Origin of the sequence: Pseudomonas sp. SORGH_AS_0211 (assembly GCF_031453455.1) — a bacterium.
Classification (GTDB): domain Bacteria; phylum Pseudomonadota; class Gammaproteobacteria; order Pseudomonadales; family Pseudomonadaceae; genus Chryseomonas; species Chryseomonas aestiva.
This window is the reverse complement of record NZ_JAVIZV010000001.1, coordinates 366,505-386,679: the sequence shown is the minus strand read 5'-3', so window position 1 is coordinate 386,679 and position 20,175 is coordinate 366,505. Positions and strand designations below refer to the sequence as shown.

Here is a 20,175-nt window from a genome sequence, read left to right as displayed (position 1 = left end):
TCTCGTAGGTTGGGTTGAGCGCAGCGAAGCCCAACGGCGCCGGGCTTCGCTATTCCGCGATCAGCCAGTCCAGCCGCCAGCTGCCTTCGCCCTGGGCCAGGTGCTCGGCCAGCCAGGGCAGCAAGTCACGCAATTCTTCTTCCAGGCCCCACGGCGGATTGACGATGGCCAACCCCGAGCCATTGAGCCGGGTGGGATCCTCTGCCGCACGGATCAGCAACTCGACGTTGAGCAGCTTGGGCGCGCCGCTGGCCTGCAGACCGGCATGAAAGCGTCTGAGCTGGCGGCGATCCTTGATCGGATACCAGAGCATGATCACCGTCTGGCGCATCCGGCCGATGGCCTCCGCGACCGCCTTGACGCAACGCTCCAGCTCGTCGGCCTTCTCGAAGGGCGGATCGATCAGCAGCAAGGCCCGGCGCTCGGGGACCGGCAGCAGCGCCCGCGGCAACAGCCAGCCATCCTTCTGATGCACCGCGACCCGGCGATCACGGGCCATGTTTTCCTTGAGCAGGCGACCATCCTCCGGATGCAGCTCGTTGAGCAGCAGGCGATCCTGGGGACGCAGGGCCTGGCGCATCAGTTCTGGCGAGCCGGGGTAGTAGCGCAGCGCGCCGTCGGGATTGAGCGCCGCCACCGCCTCGCGATAGCCGACAAAGGCCGCCGGCGCGGACTCCAGGGCCCACAGCCGTCCGATGCCTTCGCGCCATTCGTCGGTACGACTGGCCTGATCGCCGGCCAGGTCATAGCGACCGACGCCGGAATGGCTGTCCAGATAGGCGAAGGGCGTCTCCTTGCGTGCCAGCAGCGCGGCCAGGCGCAACAGGGTGGCGTGCTTGAAGACATCGGCGTGATTGCCGGCGTGGAAGGCGTGTCGGTAATTCATGGGATACTCCAGCGTCAGCCCTACAGTGTACCGTCTTCCTCGGGCGCCAGCGGCGTCGCGCTTTGACACCCCGGCCACCCAGCGGGTTAAATCCCCTGGTTCTTCAATTCTTTACCCCAGGAGTCACGCTTGGACGCTGTCACCATCAACAGCTTGTTCTTGATCGGTGCGGTGCTGATCGGCCTGTCGATTCTGGTCAGCTCGATTTCCTCGCGGGTCGGCATCCCGATTCTGGTGATCTTCCTGGTGGTCGGCATGTTCGCCGGCATCGACGGTCCCGGTCACATCGCCTTCGACAACTATCCGATGGCCTACCTGGTGGGTAACCTGGCGCTGGCGGTGATCCTGCTCGACGGCGGCATGCGCACCCGGGTGTCGAGTTTCCGGGTAGCGCTCTGGCCGGCGCTGTCGCTCGCCACCGTGGGGGTGATGATCACCACCGGCCTGACCGGGGTCGCCGCCGCCTGGCTGTTCGATCTCAGCCTGCTGCAGGGCTTGCTGATCGGCGCCATCGTTGGCTCCACCGATGCCGCGGCGGTGTTTTCCCTGCTCGGCGGTCGCGGCCTCAACGAACGGGTCACCGCGACCCTGGAAATCGAATCCGGCAGCAACGACCCCATGGCGGTGTTTCTCACCGTCACCCTGATCGAGATGCTCGCCAGTGGCCAGAGTGGCTTCAGCTGGAGTCTGCTCGGCCATTTCGTCAGCGAATTCGCCATCGGCGGGGTGATCGGCCTGGGCGGTGGCTGGCTGCTGCTGCAGCTGATCAACCGCATCCACCTCGCCGACGGCCTCTATCCGCTGCTGGCGATCAGCGGTGGCCTGCTGATCTTCGCCCTGACCAATACCGCCCATGGCAGTGGCATCCTCGCGGTCTACCTGGCCGGTCTGCTGATGGGCAATCTGCCGATCCGCAGCCGCCACGGCATGCTGCACATGCTCGACGGCATGGCCTGGCTGGCGCAGATCGGCATGTTCCTGGTGCTGGGCCTGCTGGTGGAGCCGCACAACCTGCTGCCCATCGCCCTGCCCGCCCTCGGCCTGGCGCTGTGGATGATCCTGGTCGCCCGCCCGCTGTCGGTGGCCATCGGCCTGCTGCCCTTCCGCGCCTTCCACGATCGCGAAAAGGCCTTTATCGCCTGGGTCGGGCTGCGCGGCGCGGTCCCCATCATCCTGGCGGTGTTCCCGATGATGGCCGGGCTGCCCCAGGCCCAGCTGTTCTTCAACGTGGCCTTCTTCATCGTGCTGGTGTCGCTACTGGTGCAGGGCTCCAGCCTGCCGCTGGCGGCCAAGCTGCTCAAGGTGACGGTGCCACCGGAGCCGGCGCCCTTCTCCCGTGCCGGTCTGCAGGTCCATCCGACCAGCGAATGGGAGCTGTTCATCTATCGCCTCGGCGCCGAAAAATGGTGCATCGGCGCCGCCCTGCGCGAGCTGAAGATGCCCGAGGGTACCCGTATCGCCGCGCTGTTCCGCGGCGAGACCCTGCTGCACCCCTCCGGCAGTACCACCCTGGAAGCCGGGGACATCCTCTGCGTGGTCGGCCATGAACACGATCTGCCAGCCCTGGGCCGGCTGTTCAGCCAGGCGCCGCAGCAGACCCAGAGATTCTTCGGCGACTTCGTCCTGGAAGCCGACGCCGAACTCAGCGCCGTGGCCGCGCTGTACGGCCTGCAACTGGGCGAGGTGGACGGCAACCAGCGCCTCGGCGCCTTCATCACCCACGAGATCGGCGGCGAACCCATCGTGGGCGACCTGGTGGAATGGAACGGCCTGGTCTGGATCGTCGCGGCCATCGAGAACAAACGCGTGCGCAAGGTCGGCGTGAAGTTTCCCGAAGGCCGCAGCAGCGGGCCCGCACTCTTTCTTTAACCGTGGATGAACAGGGTTCGCGCCCTGGAAAGCGCTATCTTGCGCCCTTGGCAGCGCCGCTTTAACCTCGCGCCTTTCCACTGCCCGACGCCCGCCGCATGCAACGCCTGTCCGCTCTGCTTCGCGCCGCCGCTCTCTGCGGTTGCCTGTTCACCCTTCCCGCCGTGGCTCAGGACTCCGGGCCGCCGGATGCCCAGCAGGTGCAGCAGAATCTGACCCAGTTGGCCGATCGCAAGCTGCCCGCCCCCGAGCAGAGCGCCGCCCAGGACAGTCTGCAGCAGACCCTGAAGCTGCTCGACCAGCGTGACCAGTACGTCAAGCAGCTGGCCGATCTGCGCCAGCAACTGGCCCAGGCGCCGCAACAGACCAAGGACGCCCAGCGGCAACTGGCGCGGCTGCGCGCCGAGCCCATCAAACCGGCCCAACAGCGCTATGCCGGCGCCACCCCCCAGGCGCTGGAGCAGCGCCTGAGCGAGACCAGCCTGGCGCTCAACAGCGTGCAGGACGACCTCAATGCGGCCAACAGTCTGGTGATCAATGCCCAGACCCGCCCCGAACGCGCCCAGGTGGACATCGCCAATCTGCAGACGCGCCTGCAGCAGATCGCCGATCTGCTCAAGAACGGGCGCGAGAACGCCAAGCCGCTCACCGCCGAGCGACGCGGTCAATTGCTGGCGGAACAGGCGGCCGCCAATGCGCAGATCCAGCTGCTGCGCCAGGAACTGGGCGGCAACAGCGTGCTGCAGGATCTGGGGGCCATCCGCCGCGAACTCTTCACCGAGCAGGTCAAGCGCTACGAGCAGGAGACCCTGGACCTGCAGACGCTGATCAGCGGCAAGCGCCGTCAGCAATCGGAAAAGACCCTGGCCGAAGCCTCTCGCGAATCGGAAAAGACCGCCGGGGACGATGTGCTGTCCCAGGAGACCGGACTCAATCTGCAGCTGTCGGACTACCTGCTGCGCGCCACGGATCGCCTCAACGACCTCAATCGCCGCAATCTCGAGTCGCGTCAGCAGCTGGATCAGCTCAAGCAGACCACCGAAAACATGGAACAGCAGATCGGCGTGCTCAAGGGCAGCGTGCTGCTGTCCAAGCTGCTCTATCAGCAGCGGGCGGCGCTGCCCTCGGTCAAGGTCAACAAGGACCTCACCGACGACATCGCCGATCTGCGCCTCTATCAGTTCGAGCTCAATCAGCAGCGCGCCCAGATCGCCAATCCGGAAGGCTACGTCGACACCCTGCTGGCCCAGCAGCCGCCGGAAAAGGCCACCCCGCAGCTGCGTCAGCAACTGCTCGATCTGCTCAAGACTCGTAGCGAACTGCAGGAGCGCCTCAACACCGAACTCAATGCCCTGCTCAGCGAATCCATCGACCTGCAGCTCAACCAGAACCAGCTGCGCAGCACCATCACCAGCCTGCGCGGCACCCTCGACGAGCAGATGTTCTGGATTCCCAGCAACAAGCCGCTGGACTGGAACTGGGTCAAGACCGCGCCGCGCAAGCTGCTGCAGCAGCTGCGCGACGTGCCCTGGGGCTCCAGCCTGCATGAACTCTATGTCGGCCTGGCCGAGCGACCGCTGCTGCTGCTGCCGCTGGTGCTGGCCTTCGCCACCCTGATCTGGCAGCGCCCGCGCCTCTATGGACGGGTCAGCAAGCTCAACCAGGACATCGGCCACTATCAGCGCGACAGCCAGTTGCATACGCCCCAGGCGATCCTGCTCACCATCCTGCTGGGCCTGCCGGCGAGCCTGGTGCTGTGGCTGGGCGGCGTGGCCCTGGAGGGTGACGAACGCGGGGTCAACGCCGCCATCGGCGCGGCGCTGCTGGAAATCGCCGCCGGCTGGCTGGTGTTCTACACGGTGTATCGCCTGCTGGCCTCCGGCGGCGTGGCCGAGACCCACTTCCGCTGGGCCCGGCCCCAGGCGCAGTCGCTGCGCCGGCTGGTCAGACGGGTGGGGCTGCTGGCCCTGGCGCTGATGGCGGTGGTGGCCATCGCCGAGCGCCAGCTCGCCGGCCTCGCCGACGACGTCCTCGGCATCCTCATCGTCCTGGTCGCCTATGCCAGCCTCGCCTGGATGCTCGGTCGCTCCCTGCTCAATGCCACCGCCCGCGAGCGGCTGCCGTTCTTTCGCCTGCTGCTCGGCCTGATGATCACCGCCATTCCGGCCGTGCTGTTCTTCGCCGTGCTCTTTGGCTACTACTACACCGCGCTCAAGCTCACCGATCGCCTGGTGGACACCCTCTATGTACTGATGGCCTGGATCATCCTCGAAGCCACCCTGGCCCGTGGCCTGAGCGTGGCCGCACGGCGCCTGGCCTACCAGCGCGCCATCCAGAAGCGCCAGGCGCAGCAGGAAGACGCCGAGGGCGTCGAGGTGGTGCAGGAGCCGACCCTGGACATGGAACAGGTCAACCAGCAGTCCTCGCGGCTGTTGCGCCTGACCCTGCTGCTGGCCTTCCTCGGCGTGCTCTACCTGGTCTGGGCCGACGTGGTGGCGGTGTTCTCCTACCTGGACAACGTCACCCTCTACCAGTACACCAGCGGTACCGGCGCCGCCGCCACCCAGGTCCCCCTGACGCTGCGGGTGTTCATCATCGCCCTGGTGATCGCCGGCCTCACCGTCGCCCTGGCGCGCAACCTGCCTGGCCTGCTGGAGGTGCTGGTGCTGTCACGCCTGAATCTGGCCCAGGGCAGCGCCTACGCCACCACCACCCTGCTGTCCTACGTCATCGTCGGCTTCGGCACCGTGACCACCCTGGCGACGCTGGGGGTGAGCTGGGACAAGCTGCAGTGGCTGGCCACCGCCCTCTCGGTCGGTCTGGGTTTCGGTCTGCAGGAGATCTTCGGTAACTTCATCTCCGGTCTGATCATCCTCTTCGAGCGCCCGGTGCGCGTCGGCGATCTCATCACCATCGGCAACGTGACCGGCACGGTAAACAAGATCCGCATCCGTGCCACCCATATCACCGACGCCGACCGCAAGTCGGTGGTGGTGCCGAACAAGACCTTCGTCACCAGCCAGCTGATCAACTGGACGCTGACCGACACCGTCACCCGTATCGTGCTGACCTTCGGCGTCAATCGCGGCAGCGACCTGGCCCAGGCGCAACAGCTGATCATGCAGGCGGTGAAGGAGAATGCGCGAGTCCTGCACGATCCCGAACCCTCGCTGTTCGTCACCCACTATGGCGCCACCACCCTCGATCACGAACTGCGCATCTATGTCCGGGAACTGGGCGATCGCAGCGCCGCCACCGACGAGCTGATTCGCCGGGTCGACCAACTGCTGCGCGAGGCCGGCATCAACCTGCTGTCCACGCCGCAGATGGAAATCACCCTGAAGAATCGACACGGAGCGGAGAAACAACTGGGTAAAAAGCCTCTCCTATCTGAAGGGGATGCCCAGCAGGAGGCCGAGGATCCCAAGCCATCCAAGGCCTGACGGCCCCCAAGAGCCTGTCCACAATCTGCTGCGCGTCGGCCAAACTGCGTTGAAAATGGCTTCGGAATGCTCATTTACCACTCGTAAACTCCGCTTCCTCCGCCATTTTCGCCTTATTTGGCTCTAGCTCGCGAGATTGTGAACAGGCTCTACAGCCCCTGGGATACCCATGAAACAGCTGCTCGACCTGACCTTCGACAACAGATTCGCCCGCCTGGGCGATGACTTCTCCACCCATATCGACCCTCGGCCGCTGGACGATCCGCGGCTGGTGGTTGCCTCGCCCGCGGCGATGGCGCTGCTGGACCTGGACCCGGCAGTGGCCGAGACGCCCGAATTCACCCAGGTGTTCGCCGGGGCCCAGCTCTGGGACAGCGCCGAGCCCCGGGCCATGGTCTATTCCGGTCATCAGTTCGGCTCCTACAACCCACGCCTCGGCGATGGCCGCGGCCTGCTGCTGGGCGAGGCGGTCAACGACCGCGGCGAGCACTGGGACCTGCACCTCAAGGGTGCCGGTCTCACGCCCTTCTCGCGCATGGGCGACGGCCGCGCCGTGCTGCGGTCTTCCATCCGCGAATTCCTCGCTTCCGAGGCCCTGCACGCCCTGGGTATCCCGACCACCCGCGCCCTGTGCGTGATCGGCTCCGCCACCCAGGTGGTGCGCGAGCGGCTGGAAACCGGTGCCACCCTGCTGCGCATGGCCCCCAGCCATGTGCGCTTCGGCCATTTCGAATACTTCTACTACACCCGCCAGCATCAGCTGCTGGAGCAGCTGGGCGAGCATGTGCTGGCCGCGCACTTCCCCGAATTGCTGACGACGCCCGAGCCCTGGGCCGCGCTGTTCCGCGAGGTGGTGGAGCGCAACGCCCGGCTGATCGCCCACTGGCAGGCCTATGGCTTCTGCCACGGAGTGATGAACACCGACAATTTCTCGATCCTGGGTCTCACCTTCGATTTCGGCCCCTTCGCCTTTCTCGACGACTTCGACGCCCAGTTCATCTGCAACCATTCCGATCACACCGGGCGCTACTCCTACAGCAACCAGGTGCCCATCGCCCACTGGAACCTGGCGGCCCTGGCCCAGGCGCTGACGCCCAAGGTGGCGGTGGAGACGCTGCAGGAGAGCATTGCCCTCTTCCTGCCGCTGTACCAGGCACACTATCTCGACCTGATGCGCCGTCGGCTGGGTCTGCAGGACGCGCGTGAAGAAGACCAGGAGCTGGTCGAGCGCCTGCTGGCCCTGATGCAGCAGGGCGGCGTGGACTATCACCTTTTCTTCCGCCACCTGGGCGAAGACGAACCCGCCGCGGCGCTGGCCCGGGTGCGCGAGGACTTCATCGACCTGCGCGGCTTCGACGCCTGGAGCCAGGCCTATCGCGCGCGCCTGGAGGCCGAAGGCGGTACGGCAGCCGACCGCACCGCACGCATGAATGCGGTCAATCCGCTGTATGTACTGCGCAATTACCTGGCCCAGCAGGCCATCGAGCAGGCCGAAGCGGGCGACTACCGCGAGGTGCGCCTGCTGCACGAGCTGCTGTCACGCCCCTTCGAGGCTCAGCCGGGACGCGAACGCTTCGCCCAGCGGCCGCCGGACTGGGGCAAGCACCTGGAGATCAGCTGCTCGTCCTGAAACCAAGCGTCGGCACTCAGAGGCTGTTCAAAGTCTCGCGAGCTAGAGCCAAACAAGGCCTAGGCGGCCCCACGAAAAGACCTGAAGAAGCGGACCGGGCTCGCGAACGCGTTTACGAATAGCAAATGAGCATTCTGAAGGGCTTTTCAACGCCGTCTGGCCGACGCGCAGCAGACTTTGCTTAGGCTCAGGCGCCGTTGACCTGGAAGACGTGCCGCAGATAGTGCAGGAAGTCCGGCTCGCCGCCCTGGGCCTTGCCTGGGGCGTCGGAGATCTTGGCCACCGGCTGGCCGTTGCAGCGACTCATCTTGAGCACCATGTTCATCGGCTGCACCCCGGGGATGTCGCAGGTGAAATGGGTACCGATGCCAAAGCTCACGTTGATCCGCTCGCGCAGGGCACGAAACAGCGCCAGGGCCTTTTCCAGGTTGAGCGAGTCGGAGAACACCAGGGTCTTGGTCAGGGGATCTATGCCCAGTTGCTGGTAGTGGGCGATGGCCTTTTCCGCCCACTGCAGGGGATCGCCGCTGTCATGCCGCAGGCCGTCGAACAGCTTGGCGAAGTAGAGATCGAAATCCCGCAGGAAGGCATCCATGGTGATGGTGTCGGTCAGGGCGATACCGAGCTGACCGCGATACTCGCGCACCCAGCAGTCGAGGGCGGAGATCTGGCTGTCGATCAGGCGCGGCCCCAGTTGCTGGTGCGCCATCAGCCACTCGTGGGCCATGGTACCCAGGGGCGCGACGTCCAGCTTCCACGCCAGGTGCACGTTGCTGGTGCCGACGAAGCGACCGGGGAAGTCGTCCCTCAGGCTGCGCACCACCATCTCCTGCACCCCATAGGAGAAGCGCCGCCGGGTGCCGAAGTCGGCCATCTTGAATTCGGCCAGTTCATCGGCGCCCGCCTCTCGTGCCAGCCAGTCGAACTTGCGATAGAGCTGATCCCGCGCCACCTGCAGCGGCAGATCGGCATGGCGCTGGCGATTGCGCACCTCGCTGATCAACGCCAGGATCGGCACCTCGAAGAGAATCAGGTGCAGCCAGGGACCTTTCAGGGTCAGGGTGAAGCGCCCCTCTTCCTCGCCCAGGAACACATAGGAGGGATTGAAGCGAAACAGCCGCAGGAAGCGGATGAAGTCCGGGGTGATGAAGGGGATGCGCTCGAGAAAGGCCAGCTGACCGTCGCTGATGGCGACATCGGCAAGGGCATCGATCTCGGCCTGGATGGCCGCGTGATAGGGCCGCAGGTCTTCGTCGTTGCGGCAGCGAAAGGCCCACTCGACTTCCGCATTGGGATAGTTGTGCAGGACGGCCTGCATCATGGTGAGCTTGTAGAAGTCGGTGTCCAGCAGGCTTTGCACGGCCTGCTCGGAAAAACTATCGGCCATCATCGGCGGGGGCTCGGCAGCTAGAAGTCAGACGACAGGATGCCCAACTTGCCGAGGAAGCGAAAGGCGCTTGACCGCCCGAGGGCCTAGCGGTTGTGGGTCTGGGTCATGCCGAAGAGGAACAGCAGCAGGTCCTGACTACCGGTGCTGGAGGTGGTCAGGCTGCGAGCCACCGGCGTCTGGCAATACTCGAGGCCTTCACTGCCGACCACTACTGCCGCCGGCCGCAGCCAGCTCGCATAGGCCAACGTGGTGACCCCACAGAAAGCCGCGATCAGCAAACCTCGAGTAATTTGTGAAGTCATGGTTCTAACCCTCTGATCTTCCGTCCCAACGCCTGTTGGTAAACGTAGAGGAGAGTTCGCCATTGCGCAGCATTCCACGACGAATGGCGGCGTAATTGCAGCATATCCCGACGGGCGGCCGTGTCTATGCCGATCCGCTGGCGACATTTCTCCAGATCGAGCAGGGCGACGGAGAATTCCTTGCCCCGAGGGCCGACTCGCTCGGCGACGAAGATGTGCTTGGGATAGAGGCAGCCATGCTGCCAGCGGTGCCGATGCATGCGCGCCAGCACCTCGCCGAGGGTGGTCAGGAAACGCTCGTGCTCGGCTTCGCTGAGAGACTGGCCGCCACCTTCGGCGTACCACTGATCGAGGTCCTGATAGCCTTCCAGGGCGGCGCTCACCAGGAGCGCGCGCCAGCCGCCCTGGGCATGCCGGGCATCGCAGAACAGCAGTTCGGGAACCTGAATGCCCAGGTCGCGAAAGGCGATCAGCGCATCGCGCTCGCGCAGGGCGGTGGGACGCCCCAGGGGATGACGCAGGCTGCGATAGAGATGGCCGACCTGACGCTTGACGTAGGCCAGGGTACCGTCGGGCAGCTGCAGGCGCTGAACACCGCTTTCGCCACCGCGGCGGACGTTGGGGGCTTCCACCCAATCACCCGCGGTGTTCCACCAGCGATCGAAACGCTCTTCGCCTCGCGTTACGGCTCCCATCAGCTGCCTCTCTTATTCTGAATAGCTTCAATTGGCCTTGCGCAGGACATAGACCCGCCACATGGCATAGCCCGGCAGGAAATCCAGGGCGCGGTCGACCACGAAGCCGGCCTGGGCGACCTCCGCCTCGAATTGGCTGCGCTCGACGATGAATCTGTTCTGATAGCCGCCACGGTCGCGGCCCTGGGCCTTGCGGCGGCGTTCCAGTCCCTGACGCCGCCAGGCCTTGAAGTTACCGTCCACCCACAGCGACAGGATGACGCTGTCGCGGGTCACCCGGTGGAACTCCCGCAGCAGTGCCAGTCGGTCCGCCGATTCGCCCACGTGGTGAAACAAGCGCATACAGAAAATGCAATCTACAGAATTGTCGGACAGGTCGATAGCGAAAGCCGACGTCTGTAGGGTCTTCACCCGCGCCACGACGTCCGCGGGCTGCTGTTCACGGGCGGTGGCCAGCATGTTTTCCGAATAATCGGCACCGATGATCAGGCGATTGCGCTTTTCCGCCAGCAACGGCCAGAAGCGCCCTGCCCCACTGGGCAGATCCAGCACCAGATTAGGCTGGCCGGCGATGCTCAGGGCCTGTCGCGCCAGCTGCTGGTCGCGCCAGTTGGACAGACGCCGGGCCAGACCGTCCTGATGCTTCAGGTAATACTGGCGGGCGTGGTCGGCGTCGTACTTTTGCGAAAAGGGCAGGTCGATGGGCGCTTTCACGGAGGCGGCTCCTGAGGGAGTGGAGAAGTGCCGCCACCCTACCGGGGCCCCTGTCAAACCCCGGTCAAGCCTTTGTGAAATTTCTGTAACCTCAGTCCGCTAGTCTGTCGCTGCCAAGCGCTATCTCGAAGCGGCAACCTCCCGCAGCGCTGTCCCCCAGGGTCACGTGCCAGCCCTGTAGCTGGCAGATCCTGCGTACCAGCGACAGGCCCAGTCCGAGGCCCTCGCCGCGTCCCTCGGCGCCCCGCACGAAGGGCTGGAACATTGCCTCGCGCTGCTCCTCGGGGATGCCGACGCCGCTGTCTTCCACCGCGAAGCCTGCCGTACCGACGTGCAGGCCGATGTAACCCCGCTCGGTGTAATGCAGCGCATTGCGCAACAGATTGCTCATCACCGAGCGCAGAAAGGGCTCGTGCCAGAGCGCCCGATCAGCCCCCGGCGCCACGCTCAGCCGCCACTGCAGGCCCTTGGCTTCCACCGCCGCCTGCCACTCCTGGGTCTGCCGCCGCGCCACGTCGGCCAGGGTGGCCCGCGGGGCCTGGGTGTCGTTGTCGCCCTGGTTGCGGGCCAGGGCCAGAAAGGTCTGCACCAGCTCCTGCATCTCCCGCGCGGCACGGGTCATCCGTTCCAGCGGACCCTTCGCCCGCGCTGGCAGATCCGGCGTGGCCTCGAGCAATTCGCAGGAGGAGTTGATCACCATCAGCGGAGTACGCAACTCGTGGCTGACGTCGCTGGTGAACAGCCGCTCCCGCGCCAGGGCAGCACGCAGGCGCTCAAGGGCATCGTCGAAGGCCCCGGCCAACTCGCCGACCTCGTCCTTGGCGTAGTCCGGCGCCAGGGGCGGGGTTACATCGAGCAGCTGGTCACGCCGGCGCACCTGACGCGCCAGCCGTACCACCGGGGCGATCACCCGCCGCGCCAGGGCCCAGCCCAGCAGCCAGGCCAGGGCCACGCTGATCAGGAAGCCGACCAGCACCACCTTGTAGAGCAGGCGTTCGCGCGCCTCGAAATCGCTCTGGTTCTGCAGCAGGACGAAGTGGTTGCCCTCCAGCTCGGCCACGTAGGCATAGAAGTACTGCTGGTCCTCTTCCACCTCGCTGAAGCCGGCCGGCAGCTCGCGCAGGTGCGCCGGCAGCTGTGCCACCTCGGCGAGGGGCACGAAATACAGGCGCATGTCCGGGTCCAGCACCGGCTGGCCGCCGCGCTTCATGTCGCGCTGCACCATGCGCTCCAGCTCATTGTGCAGATCGGTGGAGATCAGGCGTTCCTCGACCGTGTGCACCGCGGCGACGATCCCCAGGGCAAAGACGCCACCCACCAGAAAGGTCATCAGCACGAAGGCGATGACGATCCGCCGCGACAGGCTCAGGTGATATTCCATGGCTAGTCCTGCTCGACCAGTTTGTAGCCCACGCCGTGAATGGTGCGCAGCAGCGGCTGCTCGAAGGGCTTGTCGATCACCTGGCGCAACTGGTGGACGTGGCTGCGCAGGCTGTCGCTGTCAGGGTAGTCCTCGCCCCATACCGCTTCTTCCAGCACCTCGCGCCGCACCACGTGAGGCGACTTCTGCATCAGCAGGGCGAGAATCTTCAGACCGATGGGATTGAGCTTGAGCGGCTTGCCGGCGCGACTGACCTCCAGGGTGTCGAGGTCATAGCTGAGATCGGCGACCTGTAGCTGACGGCGCCCGCCGCCCTTGGCCCGGCGCATCACCGCCTCGACGCGGGCGGCCAGTTCGGACAGGGCGAAGGGCTTGACCAGATAGTCGTCGGCGCCGGAGCGAAAACCCTCCAGCCGATCATCGAGCTGGTCGCGGGCGGTGAGCATGATCACCGGGGTATCGCGGCGGGCATCCTGGCGCAGTCGCTGGCAGAGGGTGTAGCCATCGATGCCGGGCAGCATGATGTCGAGGATCAGCAGGTCATAGTGCTCGGTCGCGGCCAGGTGCAGGCCCGACAGTCCGTCCTGGGCACAATCGACGCTGTAGCCCTTGAGGCTGAGGTAGTCCAGCAGATTGCTGAGGATGTCGCGGTTGTCTTCCACCACCAGGATACGCATGTCGCTGACCTCTTGCCCGAGCCCACCAGGGGCCTCGTTGTCGTCTGTTCGGCACAGAGCCTAACCGGCCCCGGCGGCCTCGACCAGCGCCGGGCGGGCCGGCGACCGGCCATAAAAAACCCCGGTGTCCGCGAGGAGCACCGGGGTTGGGCTCGGCCCTGGGGCCGGAGCGGGTGTTACATCATGCCGCCCATGCCACCCATGCCGCCCATGTCGGGCATGGCCGGAGCGGAGTCGTCTTTCGGCAGCTCGGCCACGATGGCTTCGGTGGTGATCAGCAGACCGGCGATGGAGGAAGCGGCCTGCAGCGCGCTGCGGGTCACCTTGGCCGGGTCGATGATGCCGAATTCCAGCATGTCGCCGTATTCGCCGGTAGCGGCGTTGTAGCCGTAGTTGCCGCTGCCCTGCTTGACCTTGTCCAGCACGACGGAGGCTTCGTCACCGGCGTTGGCCACGATCTGGCGCAGCGGGGCTTCGACGGCGCGACGCAGGATGTTGATACCGGCGTTCTGCTCTTCGTTGATGCCTTTCAGATCTTTCAGCGCGTCCAGGGCACGGACCAGGGCGACACCGCCGCCAGGCACCACGCCTTCTTCCACGGCAGCGCGGGTAGCGTGCAGGGCGTCTTCAACGCGGGCTTTCTTCTCTTTCATCTCGACTTCGGTGGCAGCGCCAACCTTGATCACGGCAACACCGCCGGCCAGCTTGGCCAGACGCTCTTGCAGCTTCTCTTTGTCGTAGTCGGAAGAGGTTTCCTCGACCTGGGCACGGATCTGCTTGATGCGGGCCTGGATGTCGACTTCCACGCCGGCGCCGTCGATGACGGTGGTGTTTTCCTTGTTCAGGACCACACGCTTGGCTTGACCCAGGTGCTCCAGGGTGGTGCTTTCCAGGCTCAGACCGACTTCTTCGGAGATGACGGTACCGCCGGTCAGGATGGCGATGTCCTGCAGCATGGCCTTGCGACGATCACCGAAGCCCGGCGCCTTGACGGCAGCGACCTTGACGATGCCGCGCATGTTGTTGACCACCAGGGTGGCCAGGGCTTCGCCTTCGACGTCTTCGGCGACGATCAGCAGCGGGCGACCGGCCTTGGCGACAGATTCCAGCACCGGCAGCAGTTCGCGGATGTTGGAGATCTTCTTGTCGACCAGCAGCAGCAGCGGGCTGTCCAGCTCGGCCGACATGGTGTCGGGCTTGTTGATGAAGTAGGGCGACAGGTAGCCACGGTCGAACTGCATGCCTTCGACGACGGACAGTTCGTTTTCCAGGCCCGAGCCTTCTTCGACGGTGATGACGCCTTCCTTGCCAACCTTCTCCATGGCCTCGGCGATGATGTTGCCGATGCTTTCGTCGGAGTTGGCGGAGATGGTGCCTACCTGGGCGATGGCCTTGCTGTCGGCGCAGGGCTTGGACAGGTTCTTCAGCTCGGCGACGACGGCAGCGGTGGCCTTGTCGATGCCGCGCTTCAGATCCATCGGGTTCAGGCCGGCGGCCACGGACTTCAGGCCTTCGGTAACGATGGCCTGGGCCAGCACGGTGGCGGTGGTGGTGCCATCACCGGCAGCGTCGTTGGCCTTGGAGGCCACGTCTTTCACCAGCTGGGCGCCGATGTTCTCGATGCGATCCTTGAGTTCGATCTCCTTGGCGACGGACACGCCGTCCTTGGTGATCAGGGGAGCACCGAAGCTACGCTCCAGAACCACGTTACGGCCTTTCGGGCCCAGGGTGGCCTTGACGGCGTCGGCCAGGGTGTTGACACCGGTCAGCAGCTTCTTGCGCGCGGAGTCACCGAATTTGACGTCTTTTGCAGCCATGTTCTGTTTCCTCTAAGAAATTCGAAAAGTGAGCGGGGATCAGCCTTCGATAACGGCCAGGATTTCGGACTCAGCCATCACCAGCAGTTCTTCGCCATCGACCTTGATGGCGTTGCTGCCGGAATAGGGACCGAAAACCACCTTGTCACCCACTTTCACCGCCGGAGCACGGACGTCACCGTTGTCCAGCACGCGTCCAGTGCCTACGGCAACCACTTCACCGCGGTTCGGCTTTTCGGCAGCCGAGCCCGGCAGCACGATGCCGCCAGCGGATTTGGTCTCTTCTTCGCTGCGACGAATCACAACGCGATCATGCAGAGGACGAAGCGCCATTGTCGTATCTCCCAAAGTTCTAAGTGTTTCCAGCGCCGATGACTGCATCGGCAGTTTGTTTTTACCGGCTGCGCCGGGTGCGCCCCGTGCATGACAGGACGCGAAACCTGCTCGCCTTGCGGCGACAACCTTGCGGTGTCCGCTACATGAGGTTGTCGCCAGGCATTTCAAGGGCGGAGGGCAAAATTTTTAGCGTTTTTGCTCGTCGCGGTGCACCACTTCACCCTCGATCACCTCGGGACGATGGGGCGCGCCCTGACCGGCGCCCGGCTGATAGCCCTGGACACCGGGATTGCGCCGGGTGACCCGGCCGATCACCGCACCCAACAGGGCCTTGCGGGTCACCGGCAAGAGGCAGACGAGCGCCAGGACGTCACTGATGAAGCCCGGGAAAATCAGCAGGGCGCCGGCGATCGCCAGGGTCAGGCCCTGGATGACTTCCTGTTCGGGCATCTGCCCCTGGGCCAGCCGCATGCGGATGCGCCAGAGGGTGGTGAAACCGGCGACGCGCAGCAGGGCGACGCCGACCAGAAAGCTCAGCAGCAGCAGGGCGAAGGTGGCGAGTACGCCGATTTCGCTGCCGATCTTGATGAGCACGGCCAGTTCCACAAAGGGGAACAGCAAGAAAAGTAAGGCGGTCACGCGCATCTCAGGTCCTTCACGGTGGAAACCGGTTGAAAGATCGGAGATGGAGGCGGACGAGCCGATTTCAAGGTCGCCGCCAGGCGGCAGGCAGAAACGACAAGGCCGCGAAAGTCGCGGCCTTGAGGGTGTTGCGGAGCATCAGGGAAACATCGGGTTACCAGGACACGCCGACACCGGCGGTGTACTCGGTCTGGTTGACGTTGCCCTCGGCGCCGCTGGTCAGTTCCTTGGACGCCTTGAGGTTCAGCGACGCCCAGTTGGTCACCTTGTATCTCAGCCCGACGTCGCCGTCGAAGGTGAAATTGGCGGTGTTGTCCAGCGGACGACCCAGTTCACCCGTGGTGAAGAACTGGATGGTCTGGCCGTACAGATAGCGGTTGTAGTCCCACTTCACGCTCGCCGAGAGGAACTGGTCGGAGCCGCCGTCAGCGTACTGGTAGCGATTGTGGTTGAGCAGGCCGGTGAGCGAGAAGGCCCCCAGTTCATTGTCCCAGAACTGGTAACCGGGACCGGTACCCAGGGTGCGCTGCTTGGCCAGCGCCTGGATCCAGTCGCGCTTGTATTCGGCGCGGCCCTGCCAGAAGAATTTCTCGTCGAAGAAGCGATCCAGGGCGTATTGCAGATCGTACTTGTTGGTCGAGACGGTGTCGTTCGCCTTGTAGCGGTCGTAGCTGCCGTTGGCGTTGTGCCGCCACATGCCGTGCCGCGCCTGGGTCTTGAAGTCGATGTCGTACTTCTGGCTGTCCTCGGACGAGCTGATGTAGTCCAGGCCGGCGTCGATGTTGCCTTTCCAGGCGAAGTCGCGCAGGAAGGGCCGCGGCGGCACGATCTGGGTAATGCTCGCCAGGGGCACGGTCTGCTGGCCATCGGTGGTGGTGACCACCACCTGGCCGTCGTCGGCCGGCTTGAGGCTTTCCACCGGGAAATCGGGTTCGTACTTGCCGCGCTGGACGATGACGGGCTTGTCACGCTGCAAGGTCTTGATCTTGTCCCACGACAGGGGAATGTTGCCGCCGTACTCGGTCTGCAAGAGCAGCTTCTTGCTGTCGAGCAGCTTGATGGTTCCGGTCAGCCGGTCGCCGTTCTTGAGCCAGACGGTGTCGGCATGGGCGAAGGAGGCGAGTGACAACAGCGCGAGCGAGGAGAGCAATCGAAAACGCATGGGCACCAGGACACCTTGGGTGGACTTGGGTGGAAAGGTAACGAAACGAGAGGGGCGCGATTATCCGGGTGCCAGAGGCTCGCGCAACCGTTCCTGGGTAAAAGTTAGGCAAGTTTCCGGAAATACTGCCCAAAGGTCGGACGTCTGGGGAGAAAGCGGCAGCTCGACACGTTTCAGCACCACCGTAACCAAACTTTTCGGCACACTGGCACTCTCTCCCCGAGCAGCAGGGCGTCATGAGTGCATCCCCTCCACCCGAACCCCGTCGCCAGGCCGTCTTCCTGGCGCTGGCCGCCATTCCCGCCGGGCGGGTGGTCAGCTATGGCCAGTTGGCGGAGCTTGCGGGCCTGGGCCGCGGGGCGCGCTGGGTGGGCCGGGTTCTGGGGCAGTTGCCGGAGGGCAGCGCCCTGCCCTGGCATAGGGTGATCGCGGCGGATGGCCGCCCGAGCCTGACCCGCGACAGCCCTTCTGGCCGGGAGCAACGCGAGCGGTTGCGGGCCGAGGGTGTGTTGCTGCACGAGGACCGGGTGGACATGCGTCGGTACCGGTGGAATCCAGCTGAGAGTGTCGAGTAGAGTGCGCGTTTTTTCCGAGCCCAAGGGCATGTTTGCACGTTTCTGGCGAGAAGCCGTCACCACCTACAAATCCAAGGCCTGCCTGGCCCTGCTGCTGCTGGGGTTCGCCGCGGGCCTGCCGGCCATGCTGGTGTTTTCCACCCTGTCGGTCTGGCTGCGCGAGGCCGGCGTGAGTCGCGAGACCATCGGCTACGCCAGCTGGATCGGCCTGGCCTATGCCTTCAAGTGGGTCTGGTCGCCCATGCTCGACCTGTGGAAGCTGCCGCTGATCGGCAAGCTCGGGCGGCGACGTTCCTGGCTGGTGCTGTCGCAGATTCTGGTGGGCCTGGGGCTGGTCGGCATGGCGCTGTGCAATCCGCAGCAGCACCTGGAGCAACTGATCGCCCTGGCGGTGCTGGTGGCCTTCGCCTCGGCCACCCAGGACATCGCCGTGGACGCCTATCGCCTGGAGATCGCCGACGACGATCGCCAGGCCGCCCTCGCCGCCTGCTACATGACCGGCTATCGCATCGCCGCCCTGCTCGCCAGCGCCGGCGCGCTGTTTCTCGCCGAGGAACTGGGCTCGTCCCGCCTGGGCTACAGTCAGAGCGCCTGGGCCACCACCTACATGCTGTTCGCCCTGCTGGTGCTGCCGGGCCTGGTGACCAGCGTGCTGATCCGCGAACCCGAGCCGGTGGCGCCCATGGCCATGGCGGAATCGCGCTTCGGCTTCAATCACCAGCTGGTGGCGGTCGCCCTGCTGCTGGTGATGCTGGTCTCCCTCCCCGCCGCCATCAACGCCGCCATCGCCCAGGCCTGGCCACGCGCCCTGCTCTACAGCCTGTTCATCGTCGGCTGCCTGTCGCCCTGGGGCCGCTATTGCTCCAAACCCCTGAGCGATCTCATGCGCCGCATGCGCGAACCGCTACGGCTGCGTGACGCGGCCAATGCCGAGGAGCTGCCGCGTTTCGATTTCGTCCACCAGATGGTTTCGGTGATCCTACTGATCGTGCTCATCGTCGCCTTCACCGGTGGCCTGTCGGCCCTGGCTGGTGGCTACTGGCCGCGGGGCCTGATGTACGCCCTGATCGTCTGGCTGTGCCTCACCGCGCCGGGTCGCCGGCTGATGGCGCCGGTGCTGACGCCCATCACCGAATTCATCCAGCGCTACCAGTGGCAGGCGCTGCTGCTGCTCGGCCTGATCTCCACCTATCGGCTCTCCGACACGGTCATGGGGGTGATGGCCAGCGTCTTCTACATCGACGTGGGCTACAGCAAGGAAACCATCGCCGGGGTCAGCAAGATCTTCGGGGTGTTCATGACCCTGTTCGGCGCCGGCCTGGGCGGCGTGCTGATCACCCGGGTAGGCATCCTGCCGATCCTTTTCCTCGGCGGCGCCGCGTCGGCGCTGACCAACCTGCTGTTCGTGGTGATCGCCTCCACGGGCGCCAACGTGCCGCTGCTGATCGCCACCATCTGCGCCGACAACGTCAGCGGCGGCATGGCCACCTCGGCATTCGTCGCCTACCTGTCGAGTCTGACCAACCTCAGATTCTCGGCCACCCAGTACGCCATGCTCAGCTCGCTGATGCTGCTGCTGCCGCGCCTGCTGGGCGGCTATTCGGGGGCCATGGTGGAGCACGTCGGCTACAGCTCGTTCTTCTCGCTGACCGCGCTGATGGGGGTACCGACGCTGCTGCTGATCGCGGTGCTCTGGCTGCGCCAGCGGCGCGATCCCGCCGTCGTCAAGACCGGCGGGAGCTGAGCGGGACCTAGGCGGCGGGGCTAGACTCGCCCTGCGCTTCAGTGACCGGAGCGGTGTTGGCGAAGTGCACCACCCGCTGCGGGAAGGGAATGCCGATACCCACCGCGCCCAGGCGGTCGCGGACCTGCTCGTTGAGCATGAACGTCATCGGCCAGTAGTCGCCGCTGTCGGTCCAGAAGCGCAGCGACAGGGTGATGGCGCTGTCGCCCAGGGCCGATACCACCACCTCGGCGGCCGGATCCCGATGCACCCGCGAGTCTTCCGCCAAGGCCAGCAGTACCTCACGACCTTTCTGCAGATCGGCTTCGTAATCCACGCCGACATCGAAAACCACCTTGCGCTTGGGCTGGCGCGAGTAGTTGGTGATGATGCCGTTGGACAGGTTGCCGTTGGGGATGGTGACGGTCTTGTTGTCCCCGGTCAGCAGGATGGTGTGGAAGATCTGGATGGAGCTCACCGTGCCCATCACGCCTTGGGCCTCGATGAATTCACCGACGCGGAAGGGGCGGAAGGTCAGGATCAGCACACCGCCGGCGAAATTCGACAGGCTGCCCTGCAGGGCCAGACCCACGGCCAGACCGGCCGCACCGATGATGGCGACAAAGGAGGTCGTGGCGATGCCGATCATGGACGCCGCGCTGACCGCCAGCAGGATCTTGAGGATGATGCTGACCAGGCTGCCGAGGAAACTCAGCAGCGCCGGATCGGCGCCATGGTGGGCCGCCAGGCCGCTGGCCTTGGCCGAGACCTTGTTGATCAACCACCAGCCGATGGCCAGGGTCAGCAGCGCCAGCAGCACCCGGCCGGAATACTGCAGGACAATGGGTAGCCAGCCCGCGGTCATCGCCAGCAGGTGGTTGTATTGGTTTTCGATATCCAAACGGCGTCTCCTGTTACCTCTTCAGTCAGATG

The 20,175-nt window shown here is 65.2% G+C and carries 17 protein-coding genes; 5 read left to right on the top strand and 12 right to left on the bottom strand.

What is annotated here, in order from left to right; all coding sequences use genetic code 11:
• Positions 1–49: 49 nt before the first annotated feature.
• Entirely contained in the window at positions 50–886 is an 837-nt protein-coding gene (locus QE393_RS01780; RefSeq protein ID WP_273809811.1) for a 23S rRNA (adenine(2030)-N(6))-methyltransferase RlmJ, read from the bottom strand.
• Positions 887–1,015: 129 nt separating this feature from the next.
• Between QE393_RS01780 and QE393_RS01775 the strand changes: the two genes are divergently transcribed.
• From QE393_RS01775 to selO, 3 genes are all read left to right on the top strand, one after another.
• Positions 1,016–2,755, top strand: coding sequence for a potassium/proton antiporter (locus tag QE393_RS01775; RefSeq protein ID WP_273809812.1), 1,740 nt, complete (start codon positions 1,016–1,018; stop codon positions 2,753–2,755).
• Between the two features lie 98 nt (positions 2,756–2,853).
• Entirely contained in the window at positions 2,854–6,198 is a 3,345-nt protein-coding gene (mscK, locus tag QE393_RS01770) for a mechanosensitive channel MscK (RefSeq protein WP_273809814.1), read from the top strand.
• Positions 6,199–6,367: 169 nt separating this feature from the next.
• Positions 6,368–7,828 carry a protein adenylyltransferase SelO gene (gene selO / locus QE393_RS01765; RefSeq protein ID WP_273809816.1) on the top strand — a complete coding sequence of 487 codons (1,461 nt, stop codon included), beginning with the start codon at positions 6,368–6,370 and terminating at the stop codon, positions 7,826–7,828.
• A gap of 187 nt (positions 7,829–8,015) precedes the next feature.
• Here selO and pncB read toward each other — a convergent pair whose 3' ends face one another.
• The 10 genes from pncB to QE393_RS01715 all read right to left on the bottom strand — a co-directional run bounded on the left by pncB (position 8,016) and on the right by QE393_RS01715 (position 16,944).
• The gene (gene pncB / locus QE393_RS01760; protein WP_273809818.1) at positions 8,016–9,218 is read right to left on the bottom strand and encodes a nicotinate phosphoribosyltransferase; all 1,203 of its coding nucleotides are present in this window, start codon (positions 9,216–9,218) and stop codon (positions 8,016–8,018) included.
• An 83-nt stretch (positions 9,219–9,301) separates the two neighbouring features.
• Positions 9,302–9,520 (bottom strand): hypothetical protein, encoded by a 219-nt coding sequence (locus QE393_RS01755; RefSeq protein WP_178083940.1) that lies wholly within the window; start codon positions 9,518–9,520, stop codon positions 9,302–9,304.
• The gene (locus QE393_RS01750) at positions 9,517–10,215 is read right to left on the bottom strand and encodes a lipopolysaccharide kinase InaA family protein (protein WP_273809821.1); all 699 of its coding nucleotides are present in this window, start codon (positions 10,213–10,215) and stop codon (positions 9,517–9,519) included. The genes QE393_RS01755 and QE393_RS01750 overlap by 4 nt, the downstream gene beginning before the upstream one ends.
• A gap of 27 nt (positions 10,216–10,242) precedes the next feature.
• Positions 10,243–10,929 carry a class I SAM-dependent methyltransferase gene (locus QE393_RS01745; protein WP_273809823.1) on the bottom strand — a complete coding sequence of 229 codons (687 nt, stop codon included), beginning with the start codon at positions 10,927–10,929 and terminating at the stop codon, positions 10,243–10,245.
• A 91-nt stretch (positions 10,930–11,020) separates the two neighbouring features.
• Complete coding sequence (locus QE393_RS01740) at positions 11,021–12,310, bottom strand: HAMP domain-containing sensor histidine kinase (protein WP_310041771.1); 1,290 nt, start codon at positions 12,308–12,310, stop codon at positions 11,021–11,023.
• A 2-nt stretch (positions 12,311–12,312) separates the two neighbouring features.
• Positions 12,313–12,987 carry a response regulator transcription factor gene (locus tag QE393_RS01735; protein ID WP_133863004.1) on the bottom strand — a complete coding sequence of 225 codons (675 nt, stop codon included), beginning with the start codon at positions 12,985–12,987 and terminating at the stop codon, positions 12,313–12,315.
• Positions 12,988–13,163: 176 nt separating this feature from the next.
• Positions 13,164–14,804 carry a chaperonin GroEL gene (gene groL, locus QE393_RS01730; RefSeq protein ID WP_133863005.1) on the bottom strand — a complete coding sequence of 547 codons (1,641 nt, stop codon included), beginning with the start codon at positions 14,802–14,804 and terminating at the stop codon, positions 13,164–13,166.
• A gap of 39 nt (positions 14,805–14,843) precedes the next feature.
• Positions 14,844–15,137 (bottom strand): co-chaperone GroES, encoded by a 294-nt coding sequence (locus QE393_RS01725; protein ID WP_007161933.1) that lies wholly within the window; start codon positions 15,135–15,137, stop codon positions 14,844–14,846.
• A gap of 189 nt (positions 15,138–15,326) precedes the next feature.
• Positions 15,327–15,785, bottom strand: coding sequence for an FxsA family protein (locus tag QE393_RS01720; RefSeq protein WP_310041769.1), 459 nt, complete (start codon positions 15,783–15,785; stop codon positions 15,327–15,329).
• A 151-nt stretch (positions 15,786–15,936) separates the two neighbouring features.
• Entirely contained in the window at positions 15,937–16,944 is a 1,008-nt protein-coding gene (locus QE393_RS01715; RefSeq protein ID WP_273809829.1) for a DUF481 domain-containing protein, read from the bottom strand.
• Positions 16,945–17,180: 236 nt separating this feature from the next.
• Between QE393_RS01715 and QE393_RS01710 the strand changes: the two genes are divergently transcribed.
• Positions 17,181–17,519, top strand: a complete 339-nt coding sequence (locus QE393_RS01710; protein WP_273809831.1) for an MGMT family protein — start codon at positions 17,181–17,183, stop codon at positions 17,517–17,519.
• Positions 17,520–17,547: 28 nt separating this feature from the next.
• Complete coding sequence (locus tag QE393_RS01705; protein ID WP_273809832.1) at positions 17,548–19,263, top strand: AmpG family muropeptide MFS transporter; 1,716 nt, start codon at positions 17,548–17,550, stop codon at positions 19,261–19,263.
• A 7-nt stretch (positions 19,264–19,270) separates the two neighbouring features.
• Here the strand turns inward: QE393_RS01705 and QE393_RS01700 are convergent, their stop codons facing one another.
• Positions 19,271–20,107, bottom strand: coding sequence for a mechanosensitive ion channel family protein (locus QE393_RS01700; RefSeq protein WP_405046272.1), 837 nt, complete (start codon positions 20,105–20,107; stop codon positions 19,271–19,273).
• Positions 20,108–20,175: the final 68 nt, after the last annotated feature.

Bases quoted from the DNA above. Each gene is read 5' to 3' on its own strand.
- QE393_RS01780 (WP_273809811.1), bottom strand. From the start codon at position 886: ATGAATTACCGACACGCCTTCCACGCCGGCAATCACGCCGATGTCTTC.
- mscK (WP_273809814.1), top strand. From the start codon at position 2,854: ATGCAACGCCTGTCCGCTCTGCTTCGCGCCGCCGCTCTCTGCGGTTGC.
- selO (WP_273809816.1), top strand. From the start codon at position 6,368: ATGAAACAGCTGCTCGACCTGACCTTCGACAACAGATTCGCCCGCCTG.
- pncB (WP_273809818.1), bottom strand. From the start codon at position 9,218: ATGATGGCCGATAGTTTTTCCGAGCAGGCCGTGCAAAGCCTGCTGGAC.
- QE393_RS01755 (WP_178083940.1), bottom strand. From the start codon at position 9,520: ATGACTTCACAAATTACTCGAGGTTTGCTGATCGCGGCTTTCTGTGGG.
- QE393_RS01750 (WP_273809821.1), bottom strand. From the start codon at position 10,215: ATGGGAGCCGTAACGCGAGGCGAAGAGCGTTTCGATCGCTGGTGGAAC.
- QE393_RS01740 (WP_310041771.1), bottom strand. From the start codon at position 12,310: ATGGAATATCACCTGAGCCTGTCGCGGCGGATCGTCATCGCCTTCGTG.
- QE393_RS01735 (WP_133863004.1), bottom strand. From the start codon at position 12,987: ATGCGTATCCTGGTGGTGGAAGACAACCGCGACATCCTCAGCAATCTG.
- groL (WP_133863005.1), bottom strand. From the start codon at position 14,804: ATGGCTGCAAAAGACGTCAAATTCGGTGACTCCGCGCGCAAGAAGCTG.
- QE393_RS01725 (WP_007161933.1), bottom strand. From the start codon at position 15,137: ATGGCGCTTCGTCCTCTGCATGATCGCGTTGTGATTCGTCGCAGCGAA.
- QE393_RS01720 (WP_310041769.1), bottom strand. From the start codon at position 15,785: ATGCGCGTGACCGCCTTACTTTTCTTGCTGTTCCCCTTTGTGGAACTG.
- QE393_RS01715 (WP_273809829.1), bottom strand. From the start codon at position 16,944: ATGCGTTTTCGATTGCTCTCCTCGCTCGCGCTGTTGTCACTCGCCTCC.
- QE393_RS01710 (WP_273809831.1), top strand. From the start codon at position 17,181: ATGAGTGCATCCCCTCCACCCGAACCCCGTCGCCAGGCCGTCTTCCTG.
- QE393_RS01705 (WP_273809832.1), top strand. From the start codon at position 17,548: ATGTTTGCACGTTTCTGGCGAGAAGCCGTCACCACCTACAAATCCAAG.
- QE393_RS01700 (WP_405046272.1), bottom strand. From the start codon at position 20,107: ATGACCGCGGGCTGGCTACCCATTGTCCTGCAGTATTCCGGCCGGGTG.